The organism is Exiguobacterium sp. s192, from assembly GCF_018618795.1.
Classification (GTDB): Bacteria; Bacillota; Bacilli; order Exiguobacteriales; family Exiguobacteriaceae; genus Exiguobacterium_A; species Exiguobacterium_A undae.
Genome location: NZ_JACSMS010000006.1, coordinates 94,980 through 109,228, shown reverse-complemented (window position 1 = coordinate 109,228; position 14,249 = coordinate 94,980). Strand labels below are relative to the sequence as shown.

At 49.2% G+C, this 14,249-nt stretch carries 10 protein-coding genes; 3 read left to right on the top strand and 7 right to left on the bottom strand.

Features of this window, described 5'->3' with window-relative positions; all coding sequences use genetic code 11:
* Positions 1-119 precede the first annotated feature (119 nt).
* Positions 120-1,490 carry a copper amine oxidase gene (locus tag KNP87_RS11335; protein WP_028105594.1) on the top strand — a complete coding sequence of 457 codons (1,371 nt, stop codon included), beginning with the start codon at positions 120-122 and terminating at the stop codon, positions 1,488-1,490.
* An 86-nt stretch (positions 1,491-1,576) separates the two neighbouring features.
* A complete protein-coding gene (locus KNP87_RS11330) occupies positions 1,577-2,509 on the top strand; it encodes a class F sortase (protein WP_214721719.1) in 933 nt (310 codons plus the stop codon).
* A 45-nt stretch (positions 2,510-2,554) separates the two neighbouring features.
* Here the strand turns inward: KNP87_RS11330 and KNP87_RS11325 are convergent, their stop codons facing one another.
* The 7 genes from KNP87_RS11325 to KNP87_RS11295 all read right to left on the bottom strand — a co-directional run bounded on the left by KNP87_RS11325 (position 2,555) and on the right by KNP87_RS11295 (position 11,332).
* On the bottom strand, positions 2,555-3,148 hold the full coding sequence (locus KNP87_RS11325; protein ID WP_214721718.1) for a hypothetical protein: 594 nt from the start codon (positions 3,146-3,148) through the stop codon (positions 2,555-2,557).
* A 14-nt stretch (positions 3,149-3,162) separates the two neighbouring features.
* Positions 3,163-4,230, bottom strand: a complete 1,068-nt coding sequence (locus KNP87_RS11320) for a YheC/YheD family protein (RefSeq protein WP_214721717.1) — start codon at positions 4,228-4,230, stop codon at positions 3,163-3,165.
* On the bottom strand, positions 4,227-4,856 hold the full coding sequence (locus KNP87_RS11315; protein WP_214721716.1) for a class D sortase: 630 nt from the start codon (positions 4,854-4,856) through the stop codon (positions 4,227-4,229). The genes KNP87_RS11320 and KNP87_RS11315 overlap by 4 nt, the downstream gene beginning before the upstream one ends.
* The gene (locus KNP87_RS11310; protein ID WP_214721715.1) at positions 4,853-6,499 is read right to left on the bottom strand and encodes a glycoside hydrolase family protein; all 1,647 of its coding nucleotides are present in this window, start codon (positions 6,497-6,499) and stop codon (positions 4,853-4,855) included. The genes KNP87_RS11315 and KNP87_RS11310 overlap by 4 nt, the downstream gene beginning before the upstream one ends.
* 82 nt (positions 6,500-6,581) lie before the next feature.
* Positions 6,582-9,461, bottom strand: a complete 2,880-nt coding sequence (locus KNP87_RS11305) for an adhesive domain-containing protein (RefSeq protein WP_214721714.1) — start codon at positions 9,459-9,461, stop codon at positions 6,582-6,584.
* Positions 9,462-9,777: 316 nt separating this feature from the next.
* Positions 9,778-10,101 (bottom strand): winged helix-turn-helix transcriptional regulator, encoded by a 324-nt coding sequence (locus KNP87_RS11300; RefSeq protein ID WP_026831942.1) that lies wholly within the window; start codon positions 10,099-10,101, stop codon positions 9,778-9,780.
* A 73-nt stretch (positions 10,102-10,174) separates the two neighbouring features.
* A complete protein-coding gene (locus tag KNP87_RS11295) occupies positions 10,175-11,332 on the bottom strand; it encodes an AI-2E family transporter (protein WP_214721713.1) in 1,158 nt (385 codons plus the stop codon).
* A 280-nt stretch (positions 11,333-11,612) separates the two neighbouring features.
* Here KNP87_RS11295 and KNP87_RS11290 point away from each other — a divergent pair, with 280 nt between their 5' ends.
* Positions 11,613-14,156, top strand: a complete 2,544-nt coding sequence (locus KNP87_RS11290; protein ID WP_214721712.1) for a HAMP domain-containing sensor histidine kinase — start codon at positions 11,613-11,615, stop codon at positions 14,154-14,156.
* Positions 14,157-14,249 lie beyond the last annotated feature (93 nt).

Genomic DNA, 14,249 nt, shown 5'->3' with positions numbered 1-14,249 from the left:
AAAACTTTTATCATTTTCCAATCCAAATAAAATCGAGGTGCGTATGCTGTTCAGAACGGTAAAACAAAAACTACCAAACACGTTTTAAATACCACCCAAATTTGAGAGGATGAGACAAAATGAAAAACACGAAAAAATTCGCAGCAACCGCAATGGCAGCAGCACTCGTATTACCAGGAACAGCAGCATTCGCTTCTGGTGGCGGAGATGAGATGAAACATGAGGACGGCGCGAAAAACGTCACGGTCAAAACAAAAGCCGCTGACCTTCGTGCAACACTTGATCAACTACTCTCTGAGCACTTCGTGCTTGCCGTCATGGACATGAAAAAACAATATGACGGATCAAAAGACGCAGAATATTACGAAGCGGCTCTCAAACAGAACGCACTTGACATGACACCAGCGATCGCATCGGTCTACGGTGAAGAAGGCGCGAAACAGTTCGAGAAAATCTTCGTCGACCATAACAAATACACAACAGATCTCGTCAAAGCCGTCAAAGCCGACGACCAAGACGGCATCAACGCTTCAAAAGCGGAAACGGAAGAGTTCGTCCAAGACCTCTCGAGCTTCCTTGATACAGCAACAGAAGGTAAACTGCCGAAGGCAGCAGCAGAAGAAGTTCTCCGTGCCCATGAAGCGGACGTCTATAAAACATTCCAACAATATGCAGCCGGTGACTACGAAGGATCGTACAACACGTTCCGCGAAGGATACAGCCGTATGTATGACATCTCGAAAGCACTCTCAGTCGCGATCACAACACAAATGCCTGAGAAGTTCGACAACACAAAAGCGGATACAAAAGCAGCTGACCTCCGGTCAACACTCAACAGTCTTGCAGCAGAGCACGTCGCACTGGCTAACATCAGCATGACAGCAGGCGTCGATCAAGCGAAAGACTACGATGCAGCAAACTGGGCAGAAGACATGCACACAGCTGACTTCAAAGCGGCAATGAAATCGGTTTACGGTCAAGCGGGCGCGGATCAGTTCGAGCAAGTTTGGACGAAAAACCACATCGAAGCCCAAGCAAACCTTGTCACAGCAGCAATCAATGACGATAAGAAATTGATGGGTGACGCACAAGAGATGCTCAAAATGTTCTCAAATGACTTCGGTGCGTTCCTTGGCGCAGCAACGGAAGAAAACCTTCCGACAAAAGCAGCTCAAGAAGCCGTATCTGGTCACGAGATGTACATTCAAGACACGTTCATGCAGTACACGGAAGGCGACTACAAAGGATCAGTTGATACGTTCCGTGAGTCTTACGCTTACATGTACGGCGTGGGAGCAAACCTTGGTGACGCAATCGTCAAACAATCGCCAGAGAAGTTCATGGACGGTACACCAGGCTCAATGCCAAACACAGGTAACGGCGGCATGAGCGACAACAACACAGCAGCAACGACTGGTGCGATCGCACTCTTCGGTCTCGCACTTGGTGCAGCCGGAATCGTCCTCGCTCGCAAACGTCAAAACGCATAAGAATTCGGGTATACTAAAAAGGATAGCGCCTCGGCACTATCCTTTTTCTGCGCAAGAGACTTTGTCTCGGAAAGGAGTGACGTGTCTTGAAAAAATGGTTATTGCCGGTCAGCATCCTCTTGATGCTCGTTTCAATCGGTACGTTAATTTTTCTATTGATCGGAAACACGAATGAACCACAATCGAACATCACGCAAGGCGACGCCAAAACTGAGTCTGCGGCATCTTCCGAGGCAAAGGAAGATCCACTCAAACCGTCCGAAATCTTCAAAAAAGAATTTAAGAGTCTTTCGACCAATGAAGTTGAACTCCCAAAAACGTTAGCCATCGATGAGCTTGATGTCAAAACGAACGTCGAGCAGGTCGGTTTGGATAAAGAAGGCGCCATGGCCACTCCGAAAAATGAACAGCAAGTCGGTTGGTATAAGTTTGGTCCCCGTCCAGGTGATGTCGGGAATGCCGTCATCGACGGTCATACCGATACAAAGACCGGTCCTGCCGTCTTTAACCGTCTCGATGAACTGAAAAAAGGCGATACGATCAAAATCAAGGACGAGTCCGGCCGGACACTTGTCTTCCGTGTCAAGAAGCTCGTCGAGTACGGGCACCTCGATGCGCCACTCGAAAAAATCTTCGGCGCATCGGATCAACGCAACTTGAACTTGATTACTTGCATCGGTGTCTATGATGAGAACGAAGGCACGTACGACAATCGTCTCGTCGTCTTCACGGAACTGGATGAAAAGGCTTCGGACCCTGTCAAAACACCTCCGAAACCAGCAACGAATGTCCGCGTTTCCGGCGGTTTCGTGAACTGGTACGCCTCAACAGATGAAGAAGTCGTCCAGTACAACATCTACCAAGAACAAAAAGGAAAACGGAAGAAGTTAGGTGCGACGGAATCCATCGAACGGAAAGCCTTCCCATTACCGGAAGACGCCAGCGGCCGCTTCATCATCACGGCTGTCAATAAAGCCGGTATCGAATCGGAAGAAGCGTTCAGTGCCGTTCAAAAATAAGATACAAGAAAAAAGATCTTGTGCCCTCACCGGCGCAAGATCTTTTTAGCTTTCTTGATTCAAGGCAATCCGGAGTTGTTTTTCACCGGACATCGTTTGATAAAACACACTTAACCGTCCATCCGTCACCCGAACTTGCGCCGATGGGATGAAGACGATGCCGATCCGTGATTCGCCCGGTTTGTAGGAACCGTTCAACGAGTTGAACTGATCCGCAATCGTGACGATTTTCCCTTCTGTCTCGTATTCCGCAATCTTCGGTAAAATCTGAATCTCGTCTGCGGATTGATTGGTGATTTTGACCGTGATTGCAAGCAGACGGTTCGGTTCCCCCATGATTTGCAACAGCTTTTCTTTTTGAACATTGATGACGAGCAATGGCGTTTGACGGGTCGTATCGCGATGTGCGACATCCAGCGTCTTCAACTGGAGCCCCGCCATCTCGTACGTCACCCCGATCCGGTCCTCCCGGTCAAATTGTTTCAACTGCCCTTCGTTCAGCCGAATGGTCGTCCGTGCTTTTTCAGGATTGCCTGACGTCTCTTCCTGCTCCCACCAACCGAGGAGCGGTACCATGAACTTCGCGACGATGACGATGACGAGAAGTGTTGCCATGACATAAAACAAAAATGTCTTCACACTCATCCTCTTTTCTAAGCCTCGATCTGTTCCTTCATCCAGCCTGCCGTCAACCCGTTCACTTCGGGTGACGACTTTTGACGCGCGAGGTGGTCACAGTACTGAATGGCAAGATACTCCGCTTGGAATTCCACGTAACGGGTGCCCGGAAGACTGTTCACTTCGTAAATATAGAGGTTACCGTCCGCCCCGATTCCGACATCGATCCCGAGTGCATCGAGCGGATAGGCATAAAACGACTCGAAATAAGCCGGGAATCGACGGGCAAAGTCGACAATTTTCCGCGTTACCTCATGATGCGTCTCCGGGTAGTTCTGTTGCATGAAAATGTCCATTCGGGTCGTCGAGAACGCGCCATGGCTCAAGTGACTGACCGATTCTTGGTTGTTGTTGCTGACAAAGGGAAAAAACTTCACGAGCTTCCATTTTCCGCCTGCTCCCTTGGCGACATGGATCCGCATGCAGTAGGAATGACCATGAATCGTCTGAGAAGCAATGAATGGTTGCACGATCATCGGATTCCGCTTTGTTTCTTCTTCGATACGGACAATCAGTTCTCCTTTTGTATAGTTCATATTCTCAAGTAAATGCAGAAAATCAAAGGAATCGTTTCCCCTTTGCTCCATCGTATAAATTCGTTGCCCCTGTTTGCCGTTTGCCGGTTTGAAGATGACGCGTCCATACCGCTCGAGTAACGGCAGCAAATCGGCACCTTTTCGAACGCGGTGCATCGGAATCAGATTATCCCGAAACGTCCCGTCTTGCGCCAAACGCTTCAGCACGACGTTCTTATTACCAATCCGGTGCGTCGTAAACGGAATCTCTTGCGCCAGCCACTTAAAGATTTGTTTCTGTTCTTCCGTCAGCGGCAGATGGTTGTAGATGACATCCGGAAACTCGACAAAACTTGGCTGCCACGCGTCATCCAAAAAATGTTGCGCCTGAATCATCCGACTGTCAAAATCGACATCTTGCGGGCGAAAGAAAAAGGTCTCGAACCCCATCGAGGCCGCGACGACACACGCAATCTTATCGCGGAACTGCGGTTTCTCATTCAAACGTAATATGCCGATCCGTGTCATGGCGCTTCCTCCTTCACTGGCTCGAGATAAATCAAGTACCGTTCTGTACTGTCGGTTACATTGTAAAAAGGATAACAGGTCGAGATGACAAGTGATTCTTTGCCGGTCGACTGCAAGACACGTGTATCGGTATCATCAACGATTTCACTCGAACGCATCACGTACCGGTACGAACCGTCTGCGAGAAACAGTTCGACTTCGTCACCTTCTTGCAACTGACTAATCTTCGAGAACGTCGTATCGTTGTGACCGGCGATGAATATCCGGTCCGCTTGTCCCGGGAAGGCCGTTTCCGGATGATGACCAACTCCTTTTGCCAGTGTCGCCTCATCCACTCCTTCCAGTAACGGTAGTTCCATCTCGAGTGAACGAATCGACAGAAAGCCGAGTGTCTCTCCGTTTGCAAACGTCATGTCCGGTTCCCGGTCATCTTTTCGAGCAATCGGTTCTTTTTCACCCGATTTGTCAGCTGTTTTCGTGGACTGCCCTTCCGCCTGAACGACAACTTCCTTCGCTTTCTCCAGTTCCACGGATAACGTTTGCTGGACAGTCAGCTTTTGATAGCCGACGTATCCAAGCAAAACGAGTCCGATCAGCAGCAAAATCGTCGATCCCTTTCGTCTCATCGTTGTTCGACCTCCTTCCGGTTGTTCCGCAAGACCTGACAATACCCTGAGAGATTGTGTTCAACATCGTCAATCCGGACCCGGAAGGAATGATGACGGATATAAAAACTTCCAAGTATCCGCTCCGGTCGTTTCATATACATGGCGACTTCCGGATAAAAAAATCCGTTCAACTGATAATGCATCCGCCGTTCGATCGTTTGTTCCAACTGTTCCAGCGGGAAGTTTTCGAGCAATACCTGCCGTCCTTGCGTCTGTATCCGAATAATCATGTCCCGTGCCGCGAGCATCAATTCAAGAAACGTCGGGTACGTCGTCTCCCGGTCATGGATGAACGTCAGTTTCGGTGCGACGTTCTGAAGTCCAAACGTGTAATAGCGGTCGTCCGGTCGGTGCTTCGTCAGTTCATTGACGCTGTAGCTCAACCAATGATCATGATACTTCCAGTACTCACGCTCCAGGAAGTAGTCGAAGGCATCGACGACAGCGGTTAAGAATCGTTCGTCGCGGTCCTGTTCATACAGACGAAGCAGAGCGAACGTTGCCTCCCCTTCGTAATAGACGATACGAAAGGCTTCTTTTAAGGTCATGTCCGGATACGCGAGTACATGATGGAAGTTCCCATCTACTTGTTGCAACTCGAGGATTACTGTGGCGAGTTGGCGGCACACGTCTAAATCATCTGTTACCTGAAACGTCTTCATATACTGGGTCAATGCCAAAATAGCAGCAGCATTCGCGCCCAGCTTCACTTCGCCCGGCTCCCAATCAACGACATAGGCGCGATTCTCTTGTACGACAATCAACTCGTCGATCAAATAGGCTTTCGCCCGTTCAATCGCTTGCCGTAACGCGATGTCCGGCGTCACCTCATAGGCTTCGATCATCGCGTATAGCGTGCTGGCATGACGTAAGCTGTTGTAATAGGCGATTTTTTTATCAAAACACGGAAAGTAACCATATGTGAATCGACCATTCTGTTGAACTTGCTTGGCTAAATACCGGCCAGCCTGTTGAACAACCGATGTGATTTCAAAAGTAAGGTCGTGCTGTTGCTGATAAGTTCTTATTTTTTCTGCTGTCGTGTTCATCTGTAAGACAACGGGACCGTCTTCTTCGAAGACACTGGTCGTCTCAAAGGTGATACAGCGCGTCTCCGGATGAAATGCCATCCGTGGAACCGATCGTTCTTGCAATTCAACGTAACGCGTCATGTTTTTTAAATTGATGCGTAAATCAGGGTGATCCGGATCTGGTGTCAACATCGCATTTCCGTTCAACTCTTCCTCAAGAAAGGCACATTCCATTCGCGTATCGAAGGCGATGCCGGACCGGAAATAGTTTTTACGTGTCTGTTGCAGACGTGCGTTCAATTCGGAAAATGTACAAAATTGAAAGTTTTTCGCGAGATCAACTTTGATCCATTGATAGTCACTTGGTCGTTCGCCTAGCTGAGTCTTGATTTTTTGAAAAATCGTCGATAAACGTTTTCCCCGAAACGTATGCACCTGCGCCCGTCCCGTCGGATTACCGAGTGATACAAAAACCGTTAAGCGTTGGTTCAAGTAATAGATCGCTTGTTCTTGTTCCATCAGTTCAGTCAATCTTTCTTCCAATCCTTCGATTCGTATGAATTGGTTCATTCCGTCTCACTCCTATCAAAAAGATGAACTTGTAGCAAGGACACCACGTCCTTGCTACAAGTTAAATCACTTTTTTGTCGACTCAGTCTTGTGGACGGCGTCGGAATAGTTTGGCGAACAATCCGGTCAACGTCGCAAGCATCCCCATCAATGTAATCAAGAAGAGGTTCTCAGACGTGTTAGGAAGACTTTTCGCCACAGGTTTCGGAAGTGGCTGACTGACCGGTTTTGAATACATTGGTGTGTTTTTAGCAATACCGTTTGTTGCCGGCAAAGTCGGTTTTGTGACGACACCAGAATTTGATGGTAACGTCGGTTTCGTTACAACCCCTCCATTTGTCGGTAAAGTTGGTTTTGTAATGATTGGAATCGGCACAACCACGGCATCATTATCATCTTTCGGATCCATGACCGGATCTGGCTTGTTGTCATTATCACCGTCGTTATCATTGCCATTATCGTTATCGTTATCGTTGTCTTTATCCGCATCGGCATCTGCATCCGCATCGGCGTCAGCATCCGCATCCGCATCGGCGTCAGCATCAGCATCAGCGTCAGCATCAGCATCCGCATCCGCATCCGCGTCAGCATCCGCATCCGCATCCGCGTCCGCATCGGCATCCGCATCCGCATCGGCATCCGCATCGGCATCCGCATCAGCGTCAGCATCCGCATCCGCATCGGCATCAGCGTCGGCGTCCGCATCCGTATCGGCGTCGGCATCGGCATCCGCATCCGCATCTGCATCGGCATCCGCATCGGCATCTGCATCTGCATCTGCATCGGCATCGGCGTCCGCGTCGGCATCCGCATCCGCATCCGCGTCAGCATCCGCATCCGCATCGGCATCAGCGTCAGCATCAGCGTCAGCATCAGCGTCGGCGTCAGCATCCGCATCAGCGTCGGCGTCCGCATCGGCATCCGCATCGGCATCGGCGTCGGCATCCGCATCAGCGTCGGCGTCCGCATCGGCATCGGCATCGGCGTCAGCATCCGCATCCGCATCCGCATCCGCATCCGCATCCGCATCAGCGTCGGCGTCAGCATCAGCGTCGGCGTCAGCATCCGCATCAGCGTCGGCGTCCGCATCGGCATCAGCATCGGCATCCGCATCGGCATCCGCATCCGCATCCGCATCGGCATCTGCATCGGCATCGGCATCAGCATCGGCATCGGCGTCGGCATCCGCATCAGCGTCGGCGTCCGCATCGGCATCGGCGTCCGCATCGGCATCCGCATCAGCATCCGCATCAGCGTCGGCGTCAGCATCAGCGTCGGCGTCAGCATCCGCATCAGCGTCGGCGTCAGCATCGGCATCCGCATCGGCATCCGCATCCGCATCCGCATCGGCGTCGGCGTCAGCATCGGCATCGGCATCGGCGTCAGCATCCGCATCCGCATCAGCATCAGCGTCGGCATCAGCGTCAGCGTCAGCGTCAGCGTCAGCGTCAGCGTCAGCGTCAGCGTCAGCGTCAGCGTCAGCGTCAGCGTCAGCGTCAGCGTCAGCGTCAGCGTCAGCGTCAGCATCGGCGTCCGCGTCGGCATCCGCATCGGCATCCGCATCGGCGTCAGCATCCGCATCCGCATCCGCATCCGCATCCGCATCGGCGTCAGCATCCGCATCGGCGTCGGCATCGGCATCCGCATCGGCATCAGCGTCGGCATCCGCATCAGCGTCGGCATCCGCATCAGCATCCGCATCGGCGTCAGCGTCGGCATCTGCATCAGCATCTGCATCAGCATCCGCATCGGCATCCGCATCAGCGTCAGCGTCGGCGTCCGCATCTGCATCCGCATCGGCGTCAGCATCTGCATCCGCATCGGCATCGGCGTCAGCATCCGCATCGGCATCGGCATCCGCTTCTTCATCAAATATAATCGTTGCTCGTCCATCGAGATCACTCAACAACTCGGCATCGATCACGGTTGTACTGACGGCTGATCCTGTCACGACAACGTCATCTTGCGGCACATCTGCTGGTTTTACGACATCCACATTTAAATTAACGGAGGTCGGTCCGAGGACTTGCACACCTGCTAACTCATTCGAGAGATTCACTGTGTCATTTGTGACCGCAGTCAGCAATGTATTGACACGCGGAAGAAGATCTCGTACTGGTTCAAGGACCGGATCAATTAAATTACCGGCAAGACCTGTCAGTCTTAAGTTTGTAATAGCATCCACTAAATCTTGTAATGCTTCTTGGACAACTTGTTTCACCGCGGTGTCTAAGTGATTGCCTAACCCGTCACTGAAATCGACGACGATTGAACCGTCTGGATTCACGGTAAACGGAATCGAATCTTCATAATCCAATAAATCAGATAAGGCCGTATCCAAATCTTGAAGGTTGTCTAACGCTGTATTTAACTCTGTTAACCCATTTACGCGCAACAAGTCACCTACGACCGGTAAACCTTGTAAACGGTCGATTTCAGTCAAGAGGAACTCTACGACACCTCCCACTTCACTTGTCAACGGATCCAATTGTCTCTCTAACGTCGGTAAATCCTGTAACGTCACCGGAAGGAGTTCAACGCTGACAGCCGCATTGCCGTCAGCCGTCATTTTTCCGGCAAGATCCGGTACATTAAAGACGGCGACGCGTTCCGGATTAAGGACTTGCGCATCCGCGAGACCGACTCCGGTCAGTCCCAGTGCTAAATCATAACGATCCGGCTGTTCTGTCAGAGCAGCGGTCACCTGTACACCGGTCAATAACTGAACATCCGCCAAACTGACCCGATTGGCAGGTGCACCGGACAGCGAATTTTTAATCGAATTCGCAAACTGTTGTTGTTGCGGTTGAAATTTTTTTTCAGATGCTTCGGTTTTTGTATACGTGAAGGAGATTGGTGAGAGGGCGAGTGAGGACGCTGCCAATAGTTTGACGAGCCGTTTGGTGTGGTTTCTATGGTGTTGGTTCATCTTCTTTCGAAAATCAGGTGTCTTCTTGTTCATTGGAACACTCCTTTTCTTGAGAAAAATTACCTTACACCTCATATTATGCGACTTTCTGACTAAAAAATATACATTTTTTTACAATCATAATGATTATATAGTTATTATTAACCAGTATTTGATATACTAAATTCCCATTAAAATATATTTAATAAATATTTTAATTTTCGTGAGTATAAAATATATTGTAATTTTATTTCATTACTTATTCCGCTAATTACTTCCAAAAGCGTCATTTTTCGCTTTATATCGATATAATGAGCAATCCGACAAAAAAACCTCTTGAGCAGGGCTCAAGAGGTCCTCGTGACATTTGTTAATACGTGATGTGTTGTTTACTCCAAACAATTGATTCCTTGAACTGGCGTACGAGTTCTTCGGCAGGTCCAGTCAATGAATAGGCTAATCCCTGTACCTTTTCTGACATCTGTTGCAAAACAAGTCCATCTTCGATCAGCTCTTGCAGTTGTTCGAGAATCTGACCGTGAGATTGATCCAAGCGTTGTTCAATCTCACCAATCGTCAATGCCCCATCCCGCAGGATATAAATGACACTCGACTTAAGACTGTTTTCAAAATTGTGTTGAAACTTCTGGAGTGCTAATAAATCAGCCTGCTCTTCTACATGACGTTGATCCATCTGACGCATTCCCCTTTCGTGACACGATACTCTACCTTCTCAGTATGACCGAAGCAGCAGGAAAATTCAAAACTCAATCCTTTGTCGTCACGATTGTATTAAACGCCTTGTCGTCTTCCGTAATAACCATCTTCTTCTGTGACCGCAAATGATAGAGACGGCGGATATTGAGGATGATGACCTTCATGACGGCATAGAACGGCACACCGAGCAAGACACCGAAGAAACCGGCGATATTCCCCGCAACGAGCAAGACGATGATGATCGTCAGCGGGTGGACATCAAGCGTCTTCCCTTGGACAAGTGGTGACATGATGTGCGAGTCGATTTGCTGGGCGACCGTCATGACGATGACGGCGTAGACGGCAAGAATCGGATCCTGAATGAAGCCGACGATCAGGGCCGGGATTACACCGATGACCGGACCGAGGAACGGAATGATGTTCGTCATCGTCGCAAACAAAGCGAGAAGCAGTGCGTAATCAATCCCGATGATCAAATAGCCGATATAAGCGATGATCCCGACACCGATACTGACAATGACCTGCCCACGAATGTAACTCATGATCGTCACGTGAACATCATGAAGAATTTTTTTGGTTTCCTTATGGTATTCATACGGCATCATCTTGACGAGATTACCTTTTAATTTATCACCATCCAGCAACATGTAGATCAACATGATCGGAATGATGACGATTGTAACGACCGTCGTCGTGATGATGCTGACGAATCCGCCGACACCGGTCCCGATATTTTTCAGGAACGTCGATGCGTACTCGGAAATGTTACCGGAAAACTTGTTGAACAGATCATCCTGTCCTCCGAGGAAACGGGAGAAGAAGGCACTGTTTTGCAATTGATCCCGGACGTCAACGAGTTGACGCTGGAATTGTGAAGCAAGCGTCGGAATTGAATTGACGAATTCCGTGATCTGATCGGACAGCATCGGTCCAAAGATGAATCCAAGTGCTGTCAGGATTCCGCCGAGACCAAGTAATACAACAATCACGGCCGGCCGGCGTTTCATCTTTTTCTCGAGTAACTCAACGATCGGCAACAGGACATAATAAAGAATCCCGGCAATCGCAAGCGGTGGTACGACCATCTGCAGTAAAATCGCGATTGGTCGGAACAAGAACGTCACGTGATTTCCGACCCAGACGATAATCAGCAACGTCATGATCCACCAGGCACCGCGGTACCATTTGTTTTCAAACATCTTTTGCATCTTGTCACTTCCTTATGATTAAAATAATGGCATCACTCAGTAGATTCCCTTTATTCCGGCTCTTCTAATCCTTATTTTCAAAAAATAGTGAAGCGACTACGATTTTTTGATGACTCGAAACGGTTCTGATTTTCCGGTACAACAGAAGAAACCAGTAAATAAAATATCTTTTTTACATCTTTGCGTGTTAAAGTTTGATGAATGCCCATTTGATTAAGTAAGATAGAAATACTGGATTAATTTTTTGAACCGAATAAAACTACACATGGAGGATAAACAAGTGAAATGGATTAATCAAAAAATTGGTCGCCAATTGATGTTCGCGTTTTATATGGTATTTATCGCCCTGAGTCTGACATCAGCCATTGTGTATACGTATACAGAACGAAAAATTGATCAGACGAATGCGACATTCGATGATTTACGGGAACGCCGAACGAACGCCAATGCGTTAGCCAACGAATGGACACTTGTGCAGAGCAATGTGAAATCGTATGTGCTGTTCGGAACACCCGAGATACTGGATACAATCAAAGCCGATCAGCGTGAAATCAATCGTTTGACGACCTGGTTCGAAGAGAACGCCATCTACGAACAAGGGAAAGAATATGCCGTCGCCACACGATCGCTTTACGACGATTATTTCGGGACTGCCCTCCCGCTTCTGACGGAATACGTCGATGGAAAGAGACAGGGATCGATTGACGAAACGTTCCTCGACCCGAAGACACTCGCTTCCTTATCAAACGGGGACGATTTATTTAATGACAACGGGACGTTACGAGGGTCAAACAGTCAATTGACGACGGATACAGATGCTGCCGGAATTGACACGTTGCTCGCCAACTACCTGACGTTGATTCAAGACAAAGAAACCGAAGCGAAAACGAGTTTGCTAAGTGAGATGCGGATTGCCCAGTTCATCTGGTTATCAAATCTCGTGGTGCTGATCATCATCTTATTACTACTTGTTCGTCCGTTCATCAGTCGGGTGACGAAGCAGGTCAATACGCTGTCACGGGACAGTGCCTTACTTGCAACCGGTGAAGATATCATGGCGATTCCCTTACCGAAACGTCACGATGAACTCTACACCTTAACCACATCGTTTAATCAGATGGCAACATCGATTGCTGACAACAAGGTTCACATGCTCGCGAAAAACGAAGAGTTACAAGCGCAGCAAGAAGAACTCGTCGCCCAGCAGGAAGAGTTGCAGGCGCAACAAGAGGAACTCGAAGAGGCACTCGAAATCACGTTGCGCAGCGAACAACATTTAAAATACCGGAACGAATTGACGGAGACCCTCGCATCTCGCGAGACGTTGACCGCTTATCCGGAAATCATCGAGAAACTCGTCTCGATTACCCATTCGGAAATCGGTGCCCTGCTGTTCCTCGATCAGCATGACGTCCGTTCGACGATCGAGTATGGGATGACGGAAGAAATGGTCGGTCAACTCGTCAAAGACGACCAGTCGCTGTTCCACCGGGCACGCGTCTTGAAACGACCGGTCCACTCGTCGAAACAAGTCGCGCACGACAGCCCGTTACCGTATCCCTACTATATGTATGAAGTTGCTGTACCGATCCTCGATCCGAACGAAGAACAAATCATCGCCTGCATCTATCTCGTCCGTTACCGCGATGCCTTCACACCGGAACAGATGGGCGACATCCTGTCGTTCTCGCACCAGTTATCTCTCTCACTGATGCGGATGGGGATCTATGAAAAAATGATCCATGAGAAAAACAAGACGGGACAACTCTTGAACTCGATTCGAGAAGCCGTCGTCTATATCGAACACGAATCCGACGAATTGCTCGTTAACGAACCGTTGATGAAACTGTTCCCGGAAGTCCAGACCGAACATCAAAACGAAAGTAACCTATCGTCGTTCCGCCAAGCGATGTCGGCCCTGTCGTCGATCATCGATGAGCCGGAACCGTTCGAACAATACATCGAACAGATCGTCGAGCAAAACCTGCCGGAAGACAGTCTTGTCGTCTCGATCCGGTCGCAGAACGCCTACATCCAGATTTATGCCGAAAAGATTCAGATCAATCAGGTCTGGGTCGGCACGATGCTCGTCTTGCGTGATGTCACGAAGGAAACGGAGGCGGACCGGATGAAGGAAGAATTCGTCTCGACGGTCTCGCACGAACTGCGGACGCCGTTGTCTTCAATCTTCGGCTTCACGGAACTGATGCTGAACCGGGAAATCGATCCGCCGAAACAACGGAAGTATTTAACGACAATCCACTCGGAAACCGGACGCCTGACGACACTCGTCAATGACTTCCTCGACGTGCAACGGATGGAGTCAAGTGAGCAGCGTTATCAGATGTCGACGTTTGATCTTGTTCAACTCGCGAGTGAACTGATCGACTTCCACGATGCATCGCATACGACGCACCAGTTGATGTTTGAAGCGGAAGGTCCGATCATGATCGATGCCGACACGGAAAAAATCAAGCAGTTGTTAAACAACCTGCTCAGCAATGCGATCAAGTATTCACCGGATGGCGGCGATATCATGATCCAGATTCAAAATCGGAATAATTTCGCCGAAATCACGATTCGTGACCAAGGAATCGGAATTCCCCAAGAATCGATGTCAAAACTCTTCGATAAGTTTTACCGGGTCGATAATTCGGAGACACGGAAAATCGGTGGAACCGGACTCGGTTTATCGATCTGTAAGGAAATCGTCAAACACCATAACGGAACGATTGAAGTCGAGTCGACGGTCGGAACGGGATCAACCTTTACGATCCGCTTTCCGATTGCAGTCATCTCAACGATTCTGACGTATGAAGAATAAGCAAAGCGTGCCTGTTTCAAAGGGCACGCTTTTTTTCATATCTTGTGGTCAGGTTACGGATTCTTACATCACGGGTACTATCAACTGTCAGAA